Origin of the sequence: Catenibacillus scindens, from assembly GCF_014202115.1 — a bacterium.
In the GTDB taxonomy this organism is placed as follows: Bacteria; Bacillota; Clostridia; order Lachnospirales; family Lachnospiraceae; genus Catenibacillus; species Catenibacillus scindens.
In genome coordinates this window covers 15,374-38,208 of sequence record NZ_JACHFW010000012.1, presented here as the reverse complement: position 1 = coordinate 38,208, position 22,835 = coordinate 15,374, and the positions used below count along the sequence as shown (strand labels likewise).

The 22,835-nt window shown below is 40.3% G+C and carries 23 protein-coding genes and 1 tRNA gene; 18 read left to right on the top strand and 6 right to left on the bottom strand.

The window, feature by feature from the left end; translation table 11 throughout:
• The first annotated feature begins 16 nt into the window (after window positions 1-16).
• From mnmG to HNP82_RS13175, 3 genes are all read left to right on the top strand, one after another.
• Complete coding sequence (gene mnmG / locus HNP82_RS13185; RefSeq protein WP_183775463.1) at window positions 17-1,912, top strand: tRNA uridine-5-carboxymethylaminomethyl(34) synthesis enzyme MnmG; 1,896 nt, start codon at window positions 17-19, stop codon at window positions 1,910-1,912.
• A gap of 142 nt (window positions 1,913-2,054) precedes the next feature.
• The gene (gene rsmG / locus HNP82_RS13180) at window positions 2,055-2,786 is read left to right on the top strand and encodes a 16S rRNA (guanine(527)-N(7))-methyltransferase RsmG (protein ID WP_183775461.1); all 732 of its coding nucleotides are present in this window, start codon (window positions 2,055-2,057) and stop codon (window positions 2,784-2,786) included.
• A complete protein-coding gene (locus tag HNP82_RS13175; protein ID WP_183775459.1) occupies window positions 2,783-3,253 on the top strand; it encodes a GNAT family N-acetyltransferase in 471 nt (156 codons plus the stop codon). The genes rsmG and HNP82_RS13175 overlap by 4 nt, the downstream gene beginning before the upstream one ends.
• Window positions 3,254-3,394: 141 nt before the next feature.
• On the opposite strand, the gene HNP82_RS13170 is transcribed toward HNP82_RS13175, so the two are convergent.
• From HNP82_RS13170 to argS, 4 genes are all read right to left on the bottom strand, one after another.
• Complete coding sequence (locus HNP82_RS13170; RefSeq protein WP_243164770.1) at window positions 3,395-3,934, bottom strand: DUF4446 family protein; 540 nt, start codon at window positions 3,932-3,934, stop codon at window positions 3,395-3,397.
• 35 nt (window positions 3,935-3,969) lie between these two features.
• The gene (locus HNP82_RS13165) at window positions 3,970-5,016 is read right to left on the bottom strand and encodes a ParB/RepB/Spo0J family partition protein (protein ID WP_183775457.1); all 1,047 of its coding nucleotides are present in this window, start codon (window positions 5,014-5,016) and stop codon (window positions 3,970-3,972) included.
• The gene (locus HNP82_RS13160) at window positions 5,007-5,786 is read right to left on the bottom strand and encodes a ParA family protein (protein WP_183775455.1); all 780 of its coding nucleotides are present in this window, start codon (window positions 5,784-5,786) and stop codon (window positions 5,007-5,009) included. Before HNP82_RS13160 ends, HNP82_RS13165 begins: the two co-directional genes overlap by 10 nt.
• A 333-nt stretch (window positions 5,787-6,119) precedes the next feature.
• Complete coding sequence (argS, locus tag HNP82_RS13155; protein WP_183775454.1) at window positions 6,120-7,808, bottom strand: arginine--tRNA ligase; 1,689 nt, start codon at window positions 7,806-7,808, stop codon at window positions 6,120-6,122.
• 239 nt (window positions 7,809-8,047) lie between these two features.
• Between argS and HNP82_RS13150 the strand changes: the two genes are divergently transcribed.
• From HNP82_RS13150 to HNP82_RS13095, 12 genes are all read left to right on the top strand, one after another.
• Window positions 8,048-9,001, top strand: a complete 954-nt coding sequence (locus HNP82_RS13150; RefSeq protein ID WP_183775453.1) for an alpha/beta fold hydrolase — start codon at window positions 8,048-8,050, stop codon at window positions 8,999-9,001.
• Between the two features lie 112 nt (window positions 9,002-9,113).
• On the top strand, window positions 9,114-10,007 hold the full coding sequence (locus tag HNP82_RS13145) for a DUF3881 family protein (RefSeq protein WP_183775452.1): 894 nt from the start codon (window positions 9,114-9,116) through the stop codon (window positions 10,005-10,007).
• Between the two features lie 583 nt (window positions 10,008-10,590).
• Window positions 10,591-10,664, top strand: a tRNA-Arg gene (locus HNP82_RS13140).
• A 374-nt stretch (window positions 10,665-11,038) separates the two neighbouring features.
• Window positions 11,039-11,974: a ParB/RepB/Spo0J family partition protein gene (locus HNP82_RS13135; RefSeq protein ID WP_183775451.1), complete on the top strand. Its 936-nt coding sequence runs from the start codon at window positions 11,039-11,041 to the stop codon at window positions 11,972-11,974.
• Window positions 11,967-12,752 (top strand): ParA family protein, encoded by a 786-nt coding sequence (locus HNP82_RS13130; protein ID WP_183775450.1) that lies wholly within the window; start codon window positions 11,967-11,969, stop codon window positions 12,750-12,752. Before HNP82_RS13135 ends, HNP82_RS13130 begins: the two co-directional genes overlap by 8 nt.
• Window positions 12,742-13,659, top strand: coding sequence for a ParB/RepB/Spo0J family partition protein (locus HNP82_RS13125; protein WP_183775449.1), 918 nt, complete (start codon window positions 12,742-12,744; stop codon window positions 13,657-13,659). Before HNP82_RS13130 ends, HNP82_RS13125 begins: the two co-directional genes overlap by 11 nt.
• Window position 13,660: 1 nt before the next feature.
• A complete protein-coding gene (locus HNP82_RS13120; RefSeq protein ID WP_183775447.1) occupies window positions 13,661-14,650 on the top strand; it encodes a DUF6017 domain-containing protein in 990 nt (329 codons plus the stop codon).
• Window positions 14,651-14,661: 11 nt separating this feature from the next.
• Window positions 14,662-14,976 (top strand): hypothetical protein, encoded by a 315-nt coding sequence (locus HNP82_RS13115; protein WP_183775445.1) that lies wholly within the window; start codon window positions 14,662-14,664, stop codon window positions 14,974-14,976.
• A 4-nt stretch (window positions 14,977-14,980) separates the two neighbouring features.
• Window positions 14,981-15,394, top strand: coding sequence for a hypothetical protein (locus HNP82_RS13110; RefSeq protein WP_183775444.1), 414 nt, complete (start codon window positions 14,981-14,983; stop codon window positions 15,392-15,394).
• Between the two features lie 175 nt (window positions 15,395-15,569).
• A complete protein-coding gene (locus tag HNP82_RS13105; RefSeq protein ID WP_183775443.1) occupies window positions 15,570-15,908 on the top strand; it encodes an MmcQ/YjbR family DNA-binding protein in 339 nt (112 codons plus the stop codon).
• Window positions 15,905-16,366: a YaiI/YqxD family protein gene (locus tag HNP82_RS13100; RefSeq protein WP_183775442.1), complete on the top strand. Its 462-nt coding sequence runs from the start codon at window positions 15,905-15,907 to the stop codon at window positions 16,364-16,366. The genes HNP82_RS13105 and HNP82_RS13100 overlap by 4 nt, the downstream gene beginning before the upstream one ends.
• A gap of 455 nt (window positions 16,367-16,821) precedes the next feature.
• Window positions 16,822-17,097 (top strand): hypothetical protein, encoded by a 276-nt coding sequence (locus HNP82_RS13095; protein WP_183775441.1) that lies wholly within the window; start codon window positions 16,822-16,824, stop codon window positions 17,095-17,097.
• A 1-nt stretch (window position 17,098) separates the two neighbouring features.
• Here HNP82_RS13095 and HNP82_RS13090 read toward each other — a convergent pair whose 3' ends face one another.
• Together HNP82_RS13090 and HNP82_RS13085 are read right to left on the bottom strand one after the other, a co-directional pair.
• Window positions 17,099-18,109: a WYL domain-containing protein gene (locus HNP82_RS13090; RefSeq protein WP_183775440.1), complete on the bottom strand. Its 1,011-nt coding sequence runs from the start codon at window positions 18,107-18,109 to the stop codon at window positions 17,099-17,101.
• Window positions 18,093-19,601 carry a WYL domain-containing protein gene (locus HNP82_RS13085; RefSeq protein WP_183775439.1) on the bottom strand — a complete coding sequence of 503 codons (1,509 nt, stop codon included), beginning with the start codon at window positions 19,599-19,601 and terminating at the stop codon, window positions 18,093-18,095. Before HNP82_RS13085 ends, HNP82_RS13090 begins: the two co-directional genes overlap by 17 nt.
• A gap of 255 nt (window positions 19,602-19,856) precedes the next feature.
• Between HNP82_RS13085 and HNP82_RS13080 the strand changes: the two genes are divergently transcribed.
• Genes HNP82_RS13080 through HNP82_RS13070 form a run of 3 tightly spaced genes read left to right on the top strand, consistent with a single transcriptional unit; the run spans window position 19,857 to window position 22,828 of the window.
• Window positions 19,857-20,543 (top strand): vWA domain-containing protein, encoded by a 687-nt coding sequence (locus HNP82_RS13080; protein WP_183775437.1) that lies wholly within the window; start codon window positions 19,857-19,859, stop codon window positions 20,541-20,543.
• Between the two features lie 6 nt (window positions 20,544-20,549).
• Window positions 20,550-21,260, top strand: a complete 711-nt coding sequence (locus HNP82_RS13075) for a PP2C family serine/threonine-protein phosphatase (protein ID WP_183775435.1) — start codon at window positions 20,550-20,552, stop codon at window positions 21,258-21,260.
• 11 nt (window positions 21,261-21,271) lie between these two features.
• Entirely contained in the window at window positions 21,272-22,828 is a 1,557-nt protein-coding gene (locus HNP82_RS13070; protein WP_183775433.1) for a protein kinase family protein, read from the top strand.
• Window positions 22,829-22,835 lie beyond the last annotated feature (7 nt).

The window sequence follows — 22,835 nt, the reverse complement described above, 5'->3', positions numbered from 1 at the left end:
ATGGAGCGTTTTGATCATGGCATATACCTATGAGTCTTATGACGTGGCGGTGGTGGGAGCCGGACATGCGGGCTGTGAGGCTGCCCTTGCCTGCGCCCGGCTTGGAATGTCCACCATATGTTTTACTGTAAGTATTGAAAGCATTGCCCTCATGCCCTGTAATCCAAACATCGGAGGAAGTTCCAAGGGACATCTTGTCCGGGAGATCGACGCCCTGGGCGGCCAGATGGGAAAGGTCATTGATAAAACTTTTATACAGTCTAAAATGCTGAATCAGTCCAAAGGGCCGGCGGTTCACTCCCTCCGCGCCCAGGCGGATAAATCGGAATACACGAAACAGATGCGTCTGGTCATGGAGAATGAAGAAAATCTCACCTTAAAACAGGCGGAGATCGTGGACATTCTCACGGAGGACGGCCATGTGACCGGTGTTGTCACCCATACGGGAGGCATCTATCCGTGCCGTGCTGTTGTCCTGGCCACAGGAACTTATCTCCGCGCCCGGTGCCTGTGCGGCGAGACGATCACTTATACCGGACCTAATGGCCTCCAGGCGGCCAATCACCTGACCCAGGCTCTTGAACGCCTTGGCATTGAGCTTGTCCGCTTTAAGACTGGAACACCTGCCCGAATTGACGGGAGAACTATCGACTACTCTCAGATGACCGAGCAAAAAGGGGATGAGCAGCTTGTACCTTTTTCGTTTACAAATCGTCCCGGAGACATTGAGAGAGATCAGGTGTCCTGCTGGCTGACCTATACCAATGAAAAAACCCACGAGATCATCCGCAGCAATCTGGACAGATCTCCCTTGTATGCCGGGGTTATTGAGGGTACTGGTCCACGATATTGTCCGTCCATTGAGGACAAGATTGTTAAATTTGCTGACAAAGACCGACATCAGGTTTTTATTGAGCCGGAAGGGCTGTATACAAATGAAATGTATATCGGGGGAATGTCAAGTTCCTTGCCGGAGGATGTTCAGTATCAAATGTACCGATCGGTAAAGGGGCTGGAAAATGCCAGGATTGTCCGCAATGCCTACGCCATAGAGTATGACTGCATTCCGGCTACCCAGTTAAAGCCATCTCTGGAATTTAAAGCTATAGAGGGACTTTTCTCCGGAGGGCAGTTTAATGGAAGCTCTGGTTATGAGGAGGCGGCGGCTCAGGGATTAATTGCCGGGATCAACGCGGCTATGAAGCTTCAGGGAAGGGAACCTCTGATCCTTAAACGATCTGAAGCATATATCGGCGTTCTCATTGATGATCTTGTGACTAAAGAAACTCACGAGCCTTACCGGATGATGACCTCCAGGGCAGAATACCGCCTGCTGTTGAGACAGGACAACGCAGATCTCAGGCTTACGCCTATTGGTCATGACATCGGGCTCATTGACGATGAGAGATATAACCGTCTCATTGAAAAGTCGGATCAGATCCAGAGAGAAATCCAAAGGGTGAAAAATGTCAACATTGGCGCCGGGCATCAGGTTCAAGAACTTCTTGAAGCCAACGGGAGTACACCTTTAAAAACCGCGGCTACACTGGCGGAATTGATCCGCCGGCCGGAATTAAATTATGATGTTCTTGCCCCCATTGATCCGGAGCGGCCAAGTCTTTCAAAAGAAGTAACAGACCAGGTTGAAATTAATATCAAATATGAGGGTTACATTACACGTCAGCTTCATCAGGTGGAACAGTTTAAAAAGCTGGAGTCGAGAAAACTGCCCCAGGATATGGATTACAGCCAGATCCGCGGACTCCGCATTGAGGCGCAGCAGAAGCTGAACGGGATCCGTCCCGCCTCTGTAGGGCAGGCTTCCCGTATCGCCGGAGTAACCCCTGCGGATATATCGGTACTTCTGATTTTTATGGAGCAGTACCGCCGGGGACACCAGAAAGATATATGATGAGTGGCCCGGCAAATGGGCATGAGAAAATATTGTACCAGTTCAGCCGCCTGGGATGGTGGGAATGCTGGTACAATATACTTCTATGCTAAATTTACATAATATATTTACATAAATAAACTATTTATTGTGAGGAATTGGAATGAGAGATTTATCAAAGTTTAAGCAGGGTTTAGATTTTATAGGGATTTCTCTCTCGGAAAATCAACTGGATCAGTTTATGAAATATTATGAGATGCTTGTTGAAAAAAATAAAGTTATGAATTTGACCGCCATTACTGAATTTGACGATGTTGTGGAAAAACATTTTATTGACAGCCTCCTTCTCGCAAAAACAATGGATCTGACACAGCCTTTGAAGGTTATTGATTTGGGAACAGGTGCGGGATTTCCGGGGATTCCTTTAAAAATCGCTTTTCCTCAGCTTAACATTGTATTGGCGGACTCTTTAAACAAGAGAATTAGATTTCTTGAGGAAGTTATTGATGCCCTGGGGATTTATGAAGAAAATTTTCCGGTGCTTGCTGTTCATGGCCGGGCGGAAGATCTGGGAAGAAAAACAGAGTACAGAGAAAAGTTTGATCTGTGCGTTTCCAGAGCTGTTGCTAATTTGGCTACTTTATCTGAATATTGTTTACCATTTGTAAAGGTCGGTGGATATTTTGTCTCCTACAAGTCTGGACATGTGGATGATGAGGTTAAACAGTCAAAGAGAGCAATCCATATCCTCAGCAGCGATATCTCTCGCTGTGAGAAAATGACGCTTCCTGGGACAGATGTTGGGAGAAGTTTTGTCATTATAAGAAAAAATGCGCCGATACAAAAAAAATATCCGAGAAAAGCGGGTACACCGGGGAAGGAGCCTTTAGTATGATCCGAGGAAAATTTTTGGTGGGAGCTTTAGACGATCTTTCAGAATGTTTTAAAATTCGCCGCAAGGTATTTATTGAAGAGCAGCATGTGTCTGAAGAAGAGGAGTATGACGGATTGGATACATCCTGCGGGCATTATCTTGTCTATAATGAAGAAGATATTCCTGTGGCCACGGGGCGATTGATCAAAGTCAGCGATACAGTTTATAAAGTAGGACGTGTAGCTACGCTAAAGGCTTATCGTCACAAAGGCTATGCCCAGTTCCTCATGCTTTCTTTGATTGAAAAAGCCCGCAGCCTTGGCGGAAAAGACGTGACTCTTTTGGCTCAGGTTTCCGCTGTGGACTTCTATAAAAAATGCGGCTTTGTTGTAGACAACGATGAAATCATTATGGATGCTGGGATTGAGCATAAGCATATGGTTTACCATATTGATGACCAGCCTCATGATTGTTCCTGCCAGGCATAGATATTTTTTGAAATGAAAAACGGGCGAAGATTTCCTTAATCTTCGCCCGTTTTTTATTGCGGACAGTAAGCCAAGCAGAGGCGCGAGCGCCTCCATTCGGCGTTGCTGTGGCCGGTGGCACATATCACCGACCGCAGCGGATCAATTTTTTGTCGCTTTTAACTCATCTGCCAATCCGGCCTGCTTAGCAATTTCAAATGCTTCATTTTCTTCTTCGCTGAGAGGAAGGAATGATTCGCCTTTGATAATTTCTTTGATATAAGTATAGCAGCCCTCGCGGCTATGTATGGAATTAATGATATAGCCCGAATTATCTTCATTGAGCAGGGCATAAGCAAAGCTGAGCTTGCCGCCCATCTCTTTGAAAGCATCATATTTGACAATGCCGCATTTCTGATAGGAGCGGGATACTGCCTGTTCCAGATATTTAAGCTGTCTGGAAATATACGCGTCATTTTCTTTTAATTTATCAATCTCGTCAATTCGTTTTCTTAATACTTCTTCAATGCTTTTTCCGCCACGGCCGCGCATGAAGGACCTATATTTCTTTAATAGAGCGTTTTGCCTGATAAAGAGAACAATAAGAAGAATAAATGCCACAAGCAGAAGAGCTAATGACATATATATTAAAATTCCCGGATCAAACGATAAATTAGAGAGCAGTCTGCTTTGTACTTCCATTATATCCTCCTGTAATTTCTGTATAAGCTGAATTTCTATGCTTCTGTCGAGGAAACTGTGTTAAACAGATCCATAATTCTTTCCAATTCATCCATAGAATAGTATTCTATCTCTATTTTTCCCTTGTTATTGGCCTTACCTTTGATAGTAACCTTAGTTCCAACAATAGATTTTATTCTGTCTTCCATGGATTTTAAGACAAGAAGGCTTTCTTCATCAATGGTCTTTTTTTTCTCAGCGGAGCCTTTTTGGGTATTTATACTTTTTACCAGTTTTTCAGTTTCTCGAACACTCATTTTGTGATCAAATACTTTAGTGGCTGTTAGATATTGTTCATCCTTATCTTCAATGCCTAAAAGGGCTCGCCCGTGACCGCTGGAAATCATATCATCAATAATCATCTGTTTGACACGATCATCCAATTTTAGCAGACGAAGAGAATTTGTCACTGCTGTACGACTTTTTGCTACTTTCTCTGCTGCTTCATCCTGTTTTAATCCAAACTCTTCGATCAGTCGATGAAATGCCATAGCCTCCTCAATAGGATTTAAGTCCTCTCTCTGGATATTTTCAATAAGAGCAATTTCCACAGATTCCATAGGAGAGTAATCTTTTATGATAACAGGAACTTCCTTTAATCCGGCAATGCGGGCAGCCCGCCAGCGACGTTCTCCGGCGATAATTTCATAAAAATCGTAATCCGTTTTTTGAACAACCAATGGCTGTATAACTCCAAATTGGCGGATAGAGTCAGCCAATTCCTGAAGGGAATCCTCGTCAAAGTTTTTCCTGGGCTGAAAACGATTAGGTTCAATCTCATCTATTCTTAAATAGGTTTCTTTTGGAACTTCCACGATTTTCTCAACAATCTTTTCTACGGGTTTTTCTACGATTTTTTCAACAACTTTTTCTATTTCGACAGGAACTTCAACAATCTTTTCCACCGGCTTTTCCACGATTTTTTCAATAACACGGTCTGTTCTGTCATTTTTAGTTGTTCCTGAATTATGTACACTCTGTTTGGGCGGCGCAATCAGGGCGTCAAGACCGCGTCCAAGCCCACCTTTTTTATTTACAGCCATGCGTCTTCATCCTCCCTTTCAATGACTTCCTCTGCTAAAAAGCGGTATGCCTCAGCTCCAGCGGAACGGGAATCATACATGTTTACGGGCATTCCATAACTGGGAGCCTCCGCTAGTCTTACATTTCTGGGGATAATTGTCTTATAAATCTTTTTGTTGAGATTTTCTTTTACATTTTCCACAACCTGGGATGAAAGATTGGTGCGTGCGTCATACATTGTAAACACTACGCCCTCAATTTCCAATTTTGGGTTGAGGCGCTCTTTAATCAAATCAATGGTATGCATCAACTGGCTCAGTCCCTCCAAGGCATAGTATTCACATTGTATAGGAACCAACACAGTATCTGATGCCACCATGGCATTTACTGTTAAAAGATTTAAAGATGGGGGGCAGTCGATAATAATAAAATCATAATCATTTTTGATTGCATCAAGATTATTCTTTAAAAGATACTCTTTGTTTTCCATGGAAATCAGTTCGATTTCAGCACCGGACAAGTTTATATTCGATGGAATGATTTCAAGATTTTCCATTACGCTAGGCTGAATACAATCTTTAAGAGCGCATTCCTCTAAAAATAACTCATAGACAGTGTTTTCAACCATATTTTTGTCAACACCTAATCCGCTGGTTGTATTTCCCTGCGGATCAATGTCGATTGTAAGAACCTTTTTCTTTTTTTCTGCTAAACACGCAGATAAATTAATCGCTGTCGTTGTTTTACCAACGCCGCCTTTTTGATTGGCGACGGCTATAATTCTGCCCATAAAACCACCCTTTCTTCTGTCATTAACTAAAGACCATTATAACATTTTTCAATGTAGATAGCCATAGATAGGTAATATAAAAAAACAAACTGTTTCACGTGAAACATTAGTGAAATCAGAGAAAATAAGTAAAATTATAGAAGTTAATGGAAATAAAGAACAAATATAATAAATCAAATATACTAGAGGGGTGAAAAATAAATTTTGATAAACCAGTTTTTATTAAAAAATAGATAGATACTGAAGAGAGATATGTTTCACGTGAAACACGGCTATTCGAGGGGCGGTGATAGCACCCCGGTAGCCTGATGATGTTTCACGTGAAACAAAAATTTACATCTGCTCAGGGCAGGACATTCCGAGAAGATCTAAGGCATCTCGAATAATATTCTTTACAATACGAGTCAAGTTTGTCCGAGTAAATTTGACATTTTCTTCTTCTACATTGATCTGGCAATCATGATAGAATTTGTTAAAAGTCTGTGCCAGTGATACTGCATAGCGGGCAACAACGCAAGGCTCATATTTTTCGGATGCGTCCTTAACGACTTCAGGAAATCTTGAAATTTCCTTTAACAGCGCCATGGATGCATCATCTGTCAACACTGAGTAATCAAAGACTGAAGGGTCAATGTCTCCGACCTTTCGGATAACGCTGGCTGCCCGTGCGTATGTGTACTGCACATAGGGACCGGTTTCTCCATCAAAATTCAGAAGTTTATCCCAGTCAAAAAGGACATCCTTAATACGCTGATTGTAGAGATCATTGAAGATAATGGCGCCAATACCAACCTGCTTAGCCACAGTATCTTTGTCTGGAAGATCAGGATTCTTTTCTTCAATAATCTGATGAATCTTTTGAATAGATTCTTTAAGAATATCCTCGGCGTATAAAATATTTCCCTTACGAGTAGATAACTTACCGCTTTTGAGACTTACAAGACCATAAGGAATATGAACCAATCCTTTGTACCAGTCGTAACCCATTAATTCAATGACTTTAAACCACTGTGCAAAATGGAGTTTCTGCTCTAAACCAGTGACATAGAGACATTTTGTAAAGTGGTAAGTATTCTGACGGTAAATGGCAGCGGAAATATCTCTTGTGGCATAAAGGGAACTTCCGTCTTTTTTGGTGATCAGACAGGGCGGCATATTATATTTTTCCAGATCTACGATCTGTGCCCCCTCGCTGACAGTGATAAGACCTTTTTCCTTTAACTCTTCAATAACAGCCGGCATTTTATCATTATAGAAGCTTTCACCGTTGTATGAATCAAATTCCATGCCAAGAATATCATAAACGCGCATAAACTCTTTTAAGCTGATATCCAAAAACCATTTCCAGATACTCAACGCTTCCTTGTCGCCGTGTTCCATTTTTGTAAACCAGGCACGGGCTTCATCATTGAGAGAGGGATCTTTTTCAGCTTCCTCATGGAATTTTACATAGATACTCATTAATTCGGAGATACCGTCTTGCTCAACGGCCTCTTTACTTCCCCACTTCTTATAGGCGACAATAAGCTTGCCGAACTGTGTTCCCCAGTCTCCAAGATGATTAATGCGCACTACATTGTAGCCTAATTTTTTAAAAATCTTGTGGAGAGAATTTCCAATAATAGTTGTTCGTAAATGACCAACATGGAAATTTTTGGCAACATTAGGGGATGAGTAGTCGATACAAATAGTCTGTCCGTTGCCTTCAGTAGAACTTCCATACTCTTTGGCGTTTCTATAATCTTCAATAATCTGCTGAGCAAATTTCTCTTTATCAATAAAGAAGTTCAGATATCCTCCCTGAACATCAATTTTATTTAAAAAGTCTGCTGTCCCAATTTTTTCTTTCAGATCCTGAGCGATCATCTGAGGGGCTTTGCGGTAGATTTTCGCGAGACGAAAGCAGGGAAATGCGAAATCGCCCATCTCTGTTTTGGGAGGAATTTCCACAAGCTGGCTCAGCTCATCGTGAGACATTCCTTCAATATTTTGCTCTAATAAATCCACAACTTTGTTTTTCATATAAAGAATCCTTTCTGAATAAAGAAATAATAGATATAGAACATATGTTCGATAGTGTTGTTGCTTTTATATAGACTGTATCCATTTTACAATATATTTCAAAAAATATCCATTAAAAAATGTTTGTATATATATGTTAATTATCATATAATGATATTAGTTCAGCTATTTTTGATAGCGCTGAAAAGCACTATTTAAAAGGTTCCATTGGGGGAACGCTGTAGGAAGGAACGATGATTATGGGCAAAAAGAGAAAGTTTTTGGCAGCCGCAGCATTTTCTGTGGCTATAGCTGCCGGAATACATGTTGCAAATCAGGTCATATTCTTTAATTCAACAAGGAAAGGCCGTCTTGGCGGCTCCACGGATTCCTTTTATGAATGGCGTTTTGGCCGTATTTATTATACGAAGCAGGGAAATGGCAGACCCCTTTTGCTGGTTCACAGAATACATTATGGAGCGTGTGAGGCAGAATGGAATGAATTGAAAGAAGAACTGTCCAAGCATCATACGGTTTATACCCTTGATCTTTTGGGATGCGGGCGCTCAGAGAAACCTAAGATTACATATACAAACTATTTATATGTACAGCTTTTGAATGAATTTATTCGGGACGTTATTAAAGGCAAAACAGATATTATGACCAGCCAGAACGCGGCTTCCATTGCAACTATGGCCTGTCTTGTGGAGCCATCTCTCTTTAATCGGATGATTTTCATTCAACCGGAAAAAATTTCGGCGACAGCTAAAACGCCAAAGGCAAACCATAAAGCACTGAAATATCTTATGGAGACTCCTTTAATCGGAACGTGCCTCTATAACATGATCAGCAGTCAATCCAGTTTCAGGGGATTGTGCAGGGAATATTATTTCCACGATTCAAATAAAGTGCCGGCACAGATGGCAGAGATTATGAATGAGGCGGCTCATCTTGGAGGTCCGTCGGCCAGGTATCTCTACGCAAGTGTTCGCAGTCATTTTACAGATATTTATATAGGCAATGCTATTCGCAAACTGGATCACAGTATTTACGTGATCGGCAGTGATGACGAAGAATCCAGGGAAGCGGCTGAGGAGTATACCGATTTTAATCCGGCAATTGAGACGGCGTCGATTCCAAAAGCGGGGATGCTGATGCAGATTGAAAAGCCAGCGGAAGTTTTGGAACTTTGCCGATTGTTTTTAGAATATTGAAAAATGGACGTCCTTGTTATATAATAAACTGTCTTGCGTGTTATATATGCCAGAGGCAGGTATTTATCAGACGAGGACAGCATAAGCTGCTATTGCCCAGGAGGTGGAATCAATGCATGATTTTATGAGAGCTATAGGCTTCAGTGATATTAAAGATAAGACTCAGTATCAGGAAATCCTTCAGAACGTCTTAGATGAACCGACGGAAGTTTTTATGTCGCCAGTCCGCATGGATTCCGCTTTCGGAGGTATGGCTAAAGAATATGCGGATTCTGTGGGAATTATGGCTTTCGGTGAATTTACACCGGAAGCTGACCTTGAACCGGAATTTTATTTTCCCTATTTGAAAGGGAGACATGTGACAGCAACAGAGTATGTTTCTGTGGAAAAGCTTGCAGATAAAGAGTCCTATATGGGAGTCTGCGATGATATTAATTTGGGAGTGTCGCTGATTTTTCAGCTATTGAATATGAAAGATTATATGGAATACTCCATGGATCATGAAAAAATTCTGAAAAAACTCCCATTAACATTATCAGCTCTGTCCCTGTCAGGAAAGATTATTTTGCCTTTGGTAAAACCTGACAATCACAGGGAACTGAAAAAATTAGAGGCTATTCACCGCAACCAGATGCTTGCTGCGGCCAGGCAGGGAGATCAGGAGGCTATTGAGAGCCTGACTCTGGAAGATATTGATCTGTATACAGTGATTTCCCGGAGAGCTAAAAACGAAGATGTACTCTCAATTGTGGAGACTTATTTTATGCCTTACGGAATCTCCTGTGATCAGTATTCTATTCTCGGCAATATTCTGTCTGTAGATGTTCTTGAAAATAACTGTACGGGGGAGCAGATCTATCGTTTATGCCTTGAATGTAACGATTTTGTCTTTGATGTGTGTATCAACAAGGCGGATCTCATGGGAGAGCCGGCTGTGGGACGTCGTTTCCGGGGAAATATATGGCTTCAGGGAATGATTGATTTTTCTGATGAGAGACTTGTTTAAATTTGTTGTGGACAGACGCGCGATTTTGGTGTATGATTGTTGGTAGTCCAGTAAATGGGCAGATGTCCTGTTAGTTTAACGGATAAAACAAGCGCCTCCTAAGGAAATACCTTAGCAGGCACCTTTGGATAAGAAAAAATCTCACTGAAGTGTCCGAATCAAATCTGTCATACCTCGAATTTATGAAAGAGTATTCCCCAGATTTGGGTAGCACTACAAATTAAATCAAAGGACAATCGGATGATTTCCAGTCGATGAAAATTGACTGTAATCATATAAAAGGTCATGAGGCCAAATGGCTGAAACCCTAGTGTTTAAGCCAAAAAACAGAGAATGTCTTCGTAGCTCAGCTGGATAGAGCACTCGCCTCCTAAGCGAGGACCTGTACTGAGAACTTTTGAAAAGTACTCAGGTGTCGATGGCAATTCGGTACTGAGAATTTTGATTAGAAAAGCCAAGTGCTGCAGAGGACGCAAATAGCATTTTCGCCGAAAAAAATATCGGCTGAAAATAGAAAAAATCGGTCACCGATCCGGGTGATCAAAAAGGCTGAATAACCTTGATTTTAAGCCAAAAATCGTATGTCGGCATAGCTCAGCTGGATAGAGCATTCGCCTCCTAAGCGAAGGGTCGGAGGTTCAAATCCTCTTGTCGACGGTGGGCATCGGAATGATTAGCAGAAATTGCGAAATCATTCCGATTTGTCTTTGTAACGGTGTAAAATCACTCCGTTTTACCCTCGGAATTGCAAACGAAATAGGGATTCGGATAATGAAAATTTCCCAACAAAAAAGTACCTATTTCCAAAAAAGTAAAATGAATTCTTCTAAGAAATTATGGCGACGATGCTGTTTTCGCCAGTATGGTTAGCGTTAAGTATTGTTAAAATCAGTACTTTCTTAGCAAAAATTCATTGAATGACAACTCTATATAAGTTATCGAATGACAATGCTCATTCACAGATCTGTAAATGGTCTCGTGAATGGGCATTTTTATTTGCATTTTAATAGCTGAAAAAGGAGGGAATTCTAATGAATTGCAAAAAGAATGCGAGCAGCAATCCGGGCGAAGAAAGGCAACTGTTTCATCCCGAGAGTGAGAAAGTCGTAGAGATTGGACTGGAGAGATTAAGGCCATTTAAAAATCATCCATTCAAAGTCAAAGAAGATGAGGCTATGGCACAGCTCATGGAAAGCATTGAACGGTATGGAATTATGAATCCGTTGATCGTGATGCCGACAAGAGAAGGAGTATATCAGATCGTTTCCGGACATCGAAGAAAGTATTGTGCCGAGAAACTTGGATATACCCAGGTACCGGTGATCATCCGATACATGAAAGAAGAGGATTCAATCATTTCCATGGTGGATTCTAATCTTCATCGGGATAAGATTCTGTTCAGTGAGAAGGCATTTGCTTACTACATGAAGAATGAAGCGATGAAGAGAAAGACCGGAAAACGAAGAAGAACCCAGGAAGGACAGCTGGAATCCATCAAGGGAACCAAGACGATTCAGCTGATCGGAAAGGAAACAGGGGAAAGTCCAAGACAGGTACTAAGGTACATTCGTCTGACATTATTGGTTCCAGAATTACTGGATATGCTAGATGAGGGAAAAATCTCCTTTAATCCGGCGGTGGAACTCTCCTTTTTATCTGAAGTTGGGCAGAAATGGGTACTGAACGGTATGGATTACGCGCAGGCAACTCCTTCCGTAGCTCAGGCTAAGCGGATTAAGGCTTTGAGTCAGGAAAAGAAGCTGACCCAGCAGAAAATCAACGAGATCCTGAGTGAAATCAAGAAGTCAGATATGAGCAGAGTTATCTTCAAGAACTCTCAGATGTATAAGTACTTCCCACGGTATTACAGTGCCGAGCAAATGAAGGAAGAGATTATCGCACTTTTAGAGAAAGATTACAAGCGCAAAGAACGCCAGAGAAAGAAGGAGGAAAAGAAAAATGTGTAAGGTTATTTCTATCGCAAACCAGAAAGGTGGAGTCGGCAAGACTACCACAGCAGTGAATTTAGGCATTGGATTAGCAAAAGAAGGTAAGAAAGTGCTCTTGATCGATGCGGATCCGCAGGGATCTTTAAGTGCCAGTCTTGGTATCGGGGAGCCGGATGAGATTAAGATAACCCTGTCAACTATTCTCATGAATATCATTAATGAGAAGAATATCGATCCGGAAGAAGGTATTTATCACCACGAGGAAGGTGTGGATCTGCTTCCTGGCAATATCGAATTATCTGTTATGGAGCAGACTCTGGCCAATGTGATGAGCAGGGAGATGATCATGCGAGAGTATATCGAGATGCAGAGAGAAAGATACGATTTCATTATTATTGACTGTATGCCTTCTCTTGGGACCATGACTATCAATGCGTTGGTTGCTTCGGATTCCGTATTAATTCCGGTCCAGGCTGCATACCTGCCGGTCAAGGGTCTTCAGCAGCTGATCAAAACTATCTCCATGGTAAAGAGGCGATTGAACAGACGACTGATTATTGAAGGAATCCTTCTTACCATGGTAGATTTCAGAACCAATTATGCGAAAGACGTATCTACAAAGGTCAGGGAAACCTATGGAACCAATATTCCAATCTTTGAAAGTGTTATCCCGGTATCAGTAAAAGCGGCGGAGGCTAGTGCTGAGGGAATCAGTATCTATGGTCACTGCGTAAACTGTAAAGTTTCTAATGCTTATAAAGAATTGACTCAGGAGGTATTAAGCGATGGCAAGTAAGATGAGTGAAAGACTGAATTTCAAAAGTGTGGAAGAACTGCTTGGTGTAGTGAATGAAGAAGCAGCTATGGATATTGAAATTTGCAAGATTAGTGGATTTAAGGGACATCCATTCAAAGTCATTGATGACGATAAGATGCAGGAATTGGTGGAAAGCATCAAGGTGAATGGAGTATTGTCACCGGTTTTGATCCGTCCAACAGGTATGGATACCTATGAAATGATCTCTGGTCATCGAAGACTTCATGCTGCAGAACTGGCGGGCCTTACTGCAATCCCTTCTATTATAAGGGAGATGACAGATGATGAGGCCGTAATCGCTATGGTTGATGCGAATATCCAGAGGGAGGAATTACTGCCGAGCGAACGGGCATATGCTTATAAAATGAAACTTAGTGCTATGAAACGTCAAGGTGAAAGAAATGATTTATCTGGAGAAAACACTTCCGCTCAAAATGAGCGAAAGTTAGAAGCGGCAGACATTCTTGGTGAGGAGGTTGGAGTAAGTAGAGCTCAAATAAGAAGATACATTCGTTTGACAGAACTTATTCCAGAATTAATGGAGTATGTTGATAAGAAACGGATCCCCTTCACTTCTGGTGTTGAGATTTCTTACCTTGATCAGGAAATCCAGAAGTGGCTGTTTGAGTACATCAGGGACAATGGATTGGTGAAGCCTAAGCAGATTGCATTACTGAGAGAAGCATGCAAAACAGGAATCATGACAGAAGGAAAGCTGATCGCTATCCTTAACGATAGCCAGCCTGGCAGAACTCCAAATACCAAAAATCTGATTTCAGAGAAGAAACTGAGAAAGTATTTTCCATCTGATTATACAGAAGAAGATATGAGAAGTGTCATAGTGCAACTTCTGGAGCAATGGAGTCAGGGAAAGGAGGCTGAATAATATGGAATTTGATTACTACTATGGTTCCCAGGCCGAGCAGTTTAGCTTCATCCGAATACCAAGGATGCTGCTGACAGAGAAAACATTTTCTTCATTAACATTGCAGTCCAAGATGCTGTATTCAGTACTTCTGGACCGTATGTCTTTATCTATGAAGAATGGCTGGTTCGATGAAGAAAACAGGGTGTACATCATCTATCAGATATCGGAGATCCAATCAGATCTGGGATTTTCCAAAAGAAAAGCTATGGATTATCTGGCAGAACTTGAAACATTCGGGCTTGTACGGAAGAAAAAGAGAGGATTTGGTCTACCAAGTATCATCTATGTGAAGAGCTTTTTGATCCAGAAAGATTATTCCGGAAGTATCAAAAGCGGAACTTCTGCAGGAAAACAGATACTTTCCAGAAGTAGGGATTTTCGCACCTCTGATGCTATAAAACGCACCTCAATAGGTAGCGGTTCCGGCACCTCTGAGGTTACTGAATCGACACCTCTTGTGGTGTCAGAATCAGCACCTCTAAATAATAAGACTAATACAAACCATATTTACCAGAGTGATATTAAATCGAATCATATCTTATCTGCGGATGCCGATGAGATGGGATGCGATCCGGATCAGGCAGATATCATCAAAGCTTATGAGAAAATCATCAAGGACAACATCGAGTACGATGCATTGCTTCAGGCAAATAGGTTTGATGAAGAACTGGTACAAGGGATTTTCGAACTGATCCTGGAAACAGTGGTAAGTCAGAGCGAGACAATTTTGATTGCCAGTGAAAAATATCCGGCGGCTCTGGTAAAGAGTAAATTCCTGAAGCTGAATTACATGCATATCGATTATGTGATCAGCTGCATGAAGAAGAATACGACGAGAGTCAAAAACATCAAGAAGTATTTACTGGCGACTCTGTTTAATGCACCGACGACCATGGAGGGGTACTACAGAGCTGAAGTAAATGCAGATATGCCACAGTTTGCTGGCTGAAAGGAGAAGTTATGAGAGTGATTTTATTTATCTTAAAAATCATTGGAAGAATTTTACTTATTCCGGTATGGCTTATACTTGCTTTTATCGGAGTATGTGTCAGCGCAGTAGTTAATATCTACTGCGTGGCAAAGGGACTTGTTGGTCTGCTTCTTGGAGCAATGCTTGTGTGTACCTTCATCTGGTACCGTACCCAGTTCATGAACTATATCCTTTTGGGAGTTGCTGAATTCATGCTGGCAGGAGTATTGGCTGCAGGAGCATTTATCCTGGCACTTGTAACAGAAGCAAGAGACGGTGTAGGAAGATTTATTATCGGAGGTTGAGAAGATGGGAAAAGAAAAATATATTCAGTTGCCGCCAATTCCGGAAGAACTGGATGGAAATGTTGTTCGTATGATTTGGGAATATACAAAACTTCCAGAGAAGGAACAGCAGTTTGTTTATGAGCAGTATAAAGTATTAAGCGATGATTCCAGAAACGAAAGTGATGTGGACGCTGTTTTAATTAAGCCTGATCATCCGGAAAATATAGAGGAATTCGGAAATAATATGAAGGCTGTCATTGCAGAATTATTCCGGGAAGCGGTAGGATTAGCCCAATATGTTTACGAGGAATGTTTTGTAAATGGCAGAGATGTAGAAGAAATTTTGAGTGATGATCCAAGAAAGACGGAAGCTATTCTTGCAACATATATGCTGTTTTTGAATAATGGAAACAGAGATGTAGGGATGCCGTCATAATAATTCAATATCATATAATTTCACCACAGAAGAATTCTGAATTTATAGACAAGAAGGCTGTCCTCAATTACCGGACAGTCTTTTTGTTATGGACATGCTGTAGATTTTATTTACGACTGCGAGTACAATATATAGATAGATCAGCATAGAGGAAATATAAAAATGAGGAGAAGCTATGCAGACAAGGCAGGAGGCAATACAATATTGCCATTCATTTCAAGATGTATATGAAGATTATCCTTTTCATGATGATAATTGGTGTGTCATGCGTCATAAGAAAAATAAAAAGACCTTTGCTCTTATTTATGACAAAGACGGATATGTATGGATAAATGTAAAATGTGATCCGGAATGGAGAGAATTCTGGAGAAATGCTTTTGAATCTGTTGTCCCGGCTTATCACATGAACAAGACACACTGGAATTCTATTATCCTGGATGGTTCTGTTCCAAATAAAGATATCAGGCGGATGATTGGGGAAAGTTATGATCTGACGAAAGGAAAGAAGAAATGAGGATATTAGTAGATGCGGATGCCTGTCCAGTAGTGTCCATCGTAGAAAAAACAGCAAAGAAATATGAAATTCCGGTTGTTCTCTTATGTGATACAAACCATGTTTTATATTCAGATTACAGTGAAGTGATCACAGTGGGAGCCGGTGCCGATGCTGTAGATTTTAAACTGGTCAGTATGTGCCAGAAGGGAGATATTGTTGTAACACAGGATTATGGTGTGGCTGCAATGATTCTGGGAAAAGGTGCTTACGGTATTCATCAGAGCGGTAAATGGTATACAAATGAAAATATCGATCAGATGCTGATGGAACGTCATCTGGCGAAGAAGGCAAGAAACGCAAAGAAAAAGCATCATTTGAAGGGTCCGGCGAAGAGGACGGAGGAAGATGATAAAAGGTTTGAAAAAGCACTGGATAAATTAATTATTTTACATATGATCTATCAAAGTGAATTGTAAAGGTAAATTCCGCATGTCCCCCAGAAAGAAAATGAATAAATAAATATTTATAGTAGAAAAAAGTGAAAGTAATTGGAAGAATATATAGCAACAAGTTATGTCGTGAAAAAGATGATCCAACCATCACGAACATGAAGGAGTAACCGAGCTTTGTGTTGCATATAAGTTTATGATGTTGTCTTCAATCAAGGGGCTTCGACGCAAATTTTTTGATATTTGTCAACTGATTTTTGAGAAAAAAAAGAGAAGACCTTTGCATAAGATAAACAGAGATACAAAATGGCGCTTTGGCTGAAAATGCAGAGGCGCCATTTTTGAGTAGGATATGATACGTTGAATAGATGCAGCATGCAGACCTTTTATGTTTTCCAGGTTTTTTAGATATTCGGATTTTAGAGATAAAGTAAACTCTGATTATCAACAAAAGATTCTTTAGAAAAAACGGAGGAAATATTATGGCAAAGAAGTATGCAGTGAAGAACAACAGCACAATTATGGCAAAGAAGGCACACAATAAGCTGGATTATTACTTGAGAACCCCTGCGGGCGAAGATTTATATCTTTTTACAAGAGAATATTCTGCGACCTGTTATGAAATGTGCAAGTCGGGAGCGCCGATTCATTCGATTCTTTATGGCAGAAAGAATAATACGGCATTCATGAACTTATCAAAGTATCTGAATTTCATGATGCCGTATTTTGTAGAGTGTTATAATCTGTCTGTTGCATAACTCAGCAATATGTGTTGTAAGCAGCACTGATATTTGAAATGACTTCATCCACAATGTTCTTTGGAGAGACTACTTTTACATAGTGCCCGAGAAAAAGAATGTTGCGGATGATTTCGTCTTTTTGAAAACGGTAATAGTAGATGTTCATAAGGAGAGTATCGTTTCCCTTATCATAGCAAAATGTATCGTATGATGAGAAGAGATAAGCACATCTATCGTAGGCTTCTGCCTGATTCCTGATTTCAATAGAGACTGGAATTTTCTCCTTTGTATTCTTTAATTGCTTTTCAAAGTCAGATAAAAACTGATCATATTCTACTATTTCATCTCCCATTTTTACTGCTGAAAGATTTGCTAAATTCATTTTCACTGGTCGCTTGGTATCTAAGGGATAGCAGGAGAGCGAAAAAGAATCAAACTGTACAGAGTACTCCAGCTTGTAGGGGTACACTTCCTGATCCTTGTAGATTTGACCTGAAAAGGTTGTGTTAGTTACAAATAGGCGTCGGTGCTGCTTTATTGCAGATACGATAGTCTTAAAATTTGTTAAAACCTCATTCGTGACTGATAGTTTGTTATCCGGAGAAAGCAATCGAATGTCAATGTATTCGGATTTAATTGGAAATCTAGATTGATCAATTTCGTTTTCAAGTGCCAAAATAAGTTTTTGCTTAGTGGCCGGTTCAAGAAATAGATCCGACTTGCTGTTTTGCAAGATATAGTACAACCAGGCTTTTTCTGCTAAAGAGGCTCTTACCGGAATAGGAATCTGACGCAACGGTATCATGAAATCATCATGGCTATAGAGAATATCCGCATTATAAGATTCGCTATTATCGTAGGCATTTGTCAGGGCGAGTAAGAATTCTTCAAAAGAACTCTGAGAAGCTCCGGAAAGCTGTTCTCTTAGTTCGTCTTCGGTTAAAGCAAGAGAATCATCATTCAAACAGCTGTTTATGTAATTTGTGATGAAGGCGAAGTTTTTGTTTTTGTATTTATTGAATAATTCCATATTGTTTCATTGCCTCCTTCCAATCATTTTTGATTCTTTCTGCCAAAGCAGGGTTCGTGACATGATCTACAATTGCATAAACTCCGTATCCGCGAATCCACGGAACTAATTCGAGTTCACTTTGCACAGTAACAGAGAAATCAACACGACCGTTTCCTAATTCTGTTAAAGTGCCGTGATGCCGCGTAGATTTGAGTCGGTTCAGCTGCTTTTGGTAATCTTCTTCAGGAAAAACGAAATGTATTAGCACTGTGGAAGTCGTTTCGTTCATGGCAATATTCCAAACGTATTCAAAGTGTTGAGAATATACCTGATTGTACAGGTGGTGCAAATCCGTTTTCTTTGTGATTTTCTCTTCGAAAAACTCATATTTCTGGGAAACTTTTATTTTCTTGGCAATAGTCACTTCGGAGACAGAAGATAGCCGTTGCATATTGAAGACCTTGTGTTCATAGTCGTAGCAGAAGAAATATTGCCTGCCATATTGATAATCTATTACTAACTTCATAGGTAAAACTGTACAGTCCTTTAAAGATCCACCCTTGGTTCTATATTTGTACTGAATAGCATTTGTGTTGTGGATAGCATCTAAAACGGTCCAAGTAATATCATCATCAATAACGTTTTGAAGACGGTGGTTTTTATAGAAAAACACAGGATTTTCCTGCTTATTGAAAAAACTATCGGTTTCTTCAATAAAATTTGACTGCATATATTCACATATAGTTGAAGAAAGATAATATCCAGGGATAGTAAGGAAAGAGCAGTTGTAAAAAAACTGCGTCATAAGCTGCACATCCTTAAGCTCGTCAGCATCCAAATCCGCAAAAATATCATCTGAAAGCCGATACGTGTCTTTCGAAGTATTCACAAAAATACCGATATCCGATAGCTCTTGAATCCGAGCACGAACTTTAGGCAATGTAAAGAGTAGTTCACTGTGTTCCGTATTGCCAGGAATGCCATTGAGCTTTTCGAGTAAATCTTGATTAGTATCAAAGACTATTTGGATAGTGGTTATGAGGTCGTTTATAGTGAATTCATGCATATAGTCCATGCAATCATCTATTTCGTCGTATTCTTCACCGTATTCATTAGAAGCATACTCATATGGCTTTTGCCGGAAATCGGGATCAGTAAATGTCTGCATAAGACAAAAATAGAAGATGAAATCATCTATAACATATGAGCAGTTTTGATATGTGTCGGCAAGATAATTTACTGGACAAATAAAAGGATCATACATAAAACGGTATTTTTTTCCGGATCCCTTTTCTTTTGATTTGTGTTCTTGGAGGTATTCTCCATCAATGTAATTTTCAATTCGCTGCTTAGTGTCATAAAAAGAGCTGATGCTCTTGGAAAGCTTCTTTTCTACTAGTTCTTCTTTAGATGAACTGCCATACATATAAAGATATCGTAAGATGTCTCTGATTTTATCATAGTGTTTTATATCGCTTTGAAAGGCATGGGTATTTTTGGTTCTAGCCATCTTGATCCACTCCTGAATTTTTGTAGGTTTTTTATAAAAGTAAGAAATCATTGTATGATAGTATAGTTCCATCAGCTGAAAAGCCTTCTCGGAGGTGATGATTTCTACACTTTTAGTATACAAAAATGCGCATGATAAATCTAGATAAACTTGAAATTTTACCAAAAAAATGATAAAATTTCAAGAGAATTTTATCATAAATGTGCAATAAATGCATCTTGAATAACATATTATCGAAAGATGGAGGATTACGCGATGGAAAACACGAATGAATTTGATGGATTTGTAATGCCGCAGGCAAGAATGCTTCCTGTAATTTTACTGCTTGATGTAAGCGGTTCTATGTCATATGACTCAAAGATGGATGAATTGAATAATTCTGTTCGTGAGATGCTAGAGAGCTTCCAGAAGGAGCAGATTGTTCAGGCGGATATCTGTGTATCTATTGTTACATTTGGATCAGAGGTTAAGGTTCATACGGAACTTATGCCGGCACGAGATATTAACTATACTGATATGGTTGCGGGTGGGATGACATATATGGGGCGCGCTCTCGATGTGGCCTATGATATGATTGAAGATAAGACGAAAATTCCGAAGAATGCATACAGGCCGGTTGTGGTTCTGGTATCAGATGGGGCACCTAATGATGACCACTGGGAGGAAAAGCTTACTAGGTTCACTACTACAGGCAGAAGTTCTAAGTGTGATAGATGGAGTCTTGCTATTGGAGCAGATGCTGATACGGCTATGCTTAAGAAGTTCCTCGATCATCCGGAAAAGGAAGTCTGTTACGTTGAGGATGCTGCAGATATTCATAAGTTCTTCCGCTTTATTTCCTCATGCACGATTCAGAGAAGCCAGAGCAAGAACCCGAATCAGGTGGCGCAGGATCTGTTTACGGCTGATATTTTAAATATCAACTTTGACAACTTGAGATAAGTGATTATGAAGCGTGAAGTCATAGGGTATTCTTCTGTTAGGGGAGCCTTGCATGAGAAAGAGCGGCTCCCTAATCAGGATTCATATCTCGTAAAGCAATTTAAATTCGGCACATTGCTCGTTGTATCAGATGGCATGGGATCACACCCCCATTCAGATTTGGGTTCACATTCTGTTTGCCGGAGTGTTTCACGTGCTATTCAACTTTGGCATGAATATCACTGCGATGATATTCGACTGCTTATTCCACTGATACATTCATTATGGGGAATGGACGTATTCCCGTATCCTAAAAATGAATGTGGAGCAACTTGTCTTTTTGCCTTTTTAAGGGATGACAATCTTTTGTATTTGGGGCAATTGGGAGATGGAAGCATTTATTATTCTGTCGATGATGAACTTGCTCTGCTAAAAAGTAAAGAGGATGATTTCACGAATCTTACGACTGGCATTAACAGTATCAGAAGCTTTGAAGATTGGAGCCTCACTACGGTGTGTGCTGGTGATAAGGTGGTAAAAGTATGCCTTATGACGGATGGGGTTGCAGAAACTTTAGTTGAGAGCCGACGAAATGAATTCGTGAATCTTCTCTGGAAGCGCTTAAATGAGAAGAAAAATATTTGCGAGCGTAATAATATGATTTATAGGCTGTTAGAAGACTGGAATCCGGTAAATGCTGGGGATGACAGAACATTAGTCAGCTATGAAAAAAGATAAGGCGGTGCAAAATGGAAGAATCAAATATTCAATTTGTAATTGATGAAAACGGTTATAAGCATTACCTGGAGGAAGTTCTTGGTGGAGGAGGCCAGGGTGTCACCTGGAAAACAAAAGATCCTAACATCCTGATAAAGATGAAGGTTAATCCAAGCACTGGAGAACCTGTAGTAGATGATGATGAGTATGAAAAGTTTAAGAGGGAACTTGATGAGGTTAGAATTCTCGATATTCCAGCCGACATCCATATTGCAAAGCCCGTAAGTCTACTGCAGAAACCATATTGTGGATATACCATGCGTCTTCTTAACGATATGAAGCCAATCAAGCATTGGATTAGACCTTTTGATGGAACAACAAAGCCAGGTCTCTTTTTATATAATACCGGCGGATTGAGACATAGATACGAGTTGTTAATGAATACAGCGGAGATATTTACCCGACTGTATGCACACTCTACTGTCTATGCGGATATTTCTCCGGAAAATATTTTTGCATCCGGTAATCTTGAATCAAGTGAAGTCTGGCTTATTGATGCAGACAATATGCGTTACAGATTTGATGTTGGAAAACAGATTCAGACACCTGGATATGGTGCGCCTGAAATCATGAAAGGAGAGCTTAATTCTCTTCAAGCTGATGAATATTCGTTTGCAATTTTGGCACATGAGATTTTGACAATGAATTCTCCGTTCAACGGAGAACTCCTTACGGATGGTGACGGTGGAGGTTGGGATGATGAAGAAGTAGACTATGCAGATTTGGCTTCAAAAGGGGAGGTTGCATGGATTTATGATGAAAATGATGACTCCAATAGATGTCACACTGGTTTGGGACCAAAATACGCTTTTACTAAAAATATAAAGAAATTGTTCGAGGGGAATTTCGGGGAAAAGGGACGTCATGATCCGCTTAGCAGACCTAAAATGAGGGACTGGTATATTGCGCTGAGACAAGCGGCTAATCTTACTGCTAAATGTAAATATTGTGGAAGTACATTTTTAGTACAGCTTGAAGATATTCAGAACTGCAAGTGCCCATTCTGCAAAATTGGAAGAGAAAATGACCGGGCACCATTTATAGCTGCAATTATCATGGACTATTTCAACGTAGATAAGATCGTTGCAAATGTCAATGAGGAGATTGACTCATTTAATGCAGATGGAGGATATGGTGTTGAAACGGTATCTCTTGATCTGTTAAAGCGGAAAGAACCGGTAAGTATTAAGATTATCGACAATATGGACGGAGATTATTTCTTGTATAACTATCATACGAGTGATACGTCTTTTTCTGAGAGGGTCGAAAAGTCGATAGAAATTGAGATTTCTAAAGGAGAATACACAATTCGAAATCTGATGAATCGTTCTGTTCGAATCGGAACACCTAATTCGGATTACGGTGAGATTATGCCTAATAGCAGTAAGCGTTTGTCAGATATTAATAATATTATTCTGACCATGTCAGTGCTGCGTGGTGATATGACAGATTATCTAGGGGATGAAGAATTTACTACAGATGATATTATGCATTTGAGAGAAAGAAAAATTCAATTTGTCCTAGTGTAGCAAAGGA

Bases quoted from the DNA above. Each gene is read 5' to 3' on its own strand.
- HNP82_RS13170 (WP_243164770.1), bottom strand. From the start codon at position 3,934: ATGGAAGTACAAAGCAGACTGCTCTCTAATTTATCGTTTGATCCGGGA.
- HNP82_RS13090 (WP_183775440.1), bottom strand. From the start codon at position 18,109: ATGGAATTATTCAATAAATACAAAAACAAAAACTTCGCCTTCATCACA.
- HNP82_RS13080 (WP_183775437.1), top strand. From the start codon at position 19,857: ATGGAAAACACGAATGAATTTGATGGATTTGTAATGCCGCAGGCAAGA.
- HNP82_RS13130 (WP_183775450.1), top strand. From the start codon at position 11,967: ATGTGTAAGGTTATTTCTATCGCAAACCAGAAAGGTGGAGTCGGCAAG.
- HNP82_RS13125 (WP_183775449.1), top strand. From the start codon at position 12,742: ATGGCAAGTAAGATGAGTGAAAGACTGAATTTCAAAAGTGTGGAAGAA.
- HNP82_RS13165 (WP_183775457.1), bottom strand. From the start codon at position 5,016: ATGGCTGTAAATAAAAAAGGTGGGCTTGGACGCGGTCTTGACGCCCTG.
- HNP82_RS13075 (WP_183775435.1), top strand. From the start codon at position 20,550: ATGAAGCGTGAAGTCATAGGGTATTCTTCTGTTAGGGGAGCCTTGCAT.
- HNP82_RS13100 (WP_183775442.1), top strand. From the start codon at position 15,905: ATGAGGATATTAGTAGATGCGGATGCCTGTCCAGTAGTGTCCATCGTA.
- HNP82_RS13110 (WP_183775444.1), top strand. From the start codon at position 14,981: ATGGGAAAAGAAAAATATATTCAGTTGCCGCCAATTCCGGAAGAACTG.
- argS (WP_183775454.1), bottom strand. From the start codon at position 7,808: ATGAAAAACAAAGTTGTGGATTTATTAGAGCAAAATATTGAAGGAATG.
- HNP82_RS13085 (WP_183775439.1), bottom strand. From the start codon at position 19,601: ATGGCTAGAACCAAAAATACCCATGCCTTTCAAAGCGATATAAAACAC.
- HNP82_RS13115 (WP_183775445.1), top strand. From the start codon at position 14,662: ATGAGAGTGATTTTATTTATCTTAAAAATCATTGGAAGAATTTTACTT.
- HNP82_RS13160 (WP_183775455.1), bottom strand. From the start codon at position 5,786: ATGGGCAGAATTATAGCCGTCGCCAATCAAAAAGGCGGCGTTGGTAAA.
- HNP82_RS13150 (WP_183775453.1), top strand. From the start codon at position 8,048: ATGGGCAAAAAGAGAAAGTTTTTGGCAGCCGCAGCATTTTCTGTGGCT.
- HNP82_RS13105 (WP_183775443.1), top strand. From the start codon at position 15,570: ATGCAGACAAGGCAGGAGGCAATACAATATTGCCATTCATTTCAAGAT.
- HNP82_RS13145 (WP_183775452.1), top strand. From the start codon at position 9,114: ATGCATGATTTTATGAGAGCTATAGGCTTCAGTGATATTAAAGATAAG.
- HNP82_RS13175 (WP_183775459.1), top strand. From the start codon at position 2,783: ATGATCCGAGGAAAATTTTTGGTGGGAGCTTTAGACGATCTTTCAGAA.
- rsmG (WP_183775461.1), top strand. From the start codon at position 2,055: ATGAGAGATTTATCAAAGTTTAAGCAGGGTTTAGATTTTATAGGGATT.
- HNP82_RS13120 (WP_183775447.1), top strand. From the start codon at position 13,661: ATGGAATTTGATTACTACTATGGTTCCCAGGCCGAGCAGTTTAGCTTC.
- HNP82_RS13095 (WP_183775441.1), top strand. From the start codon at position 16,822: ATGGCAAAGAAGTATGCAGTGAAGAACAACAGCACAATTATGGCAAAG.
- mnmG (WP_183775463.1), top strand. From the start codon at position 17: ATGGCATATACCTATGAGTCTTATGACGTGGCGGTGGTGGGAGCCGGA.
- HNP82_RS13135 (WP_183775451.1), top strand. From the start codon at position 11,039: ATGAATTGCAAAAAGAATGCGAGCAGCAATCCGGGCGAAGAAAGGCAA.
- HNP82_RS13070 (WP_183775433.1), top strand. From the start codon at position 21,272: ATGGAAGAATCAAATATTCAATTTGTAATTGATGAAAACGGTTATAAG.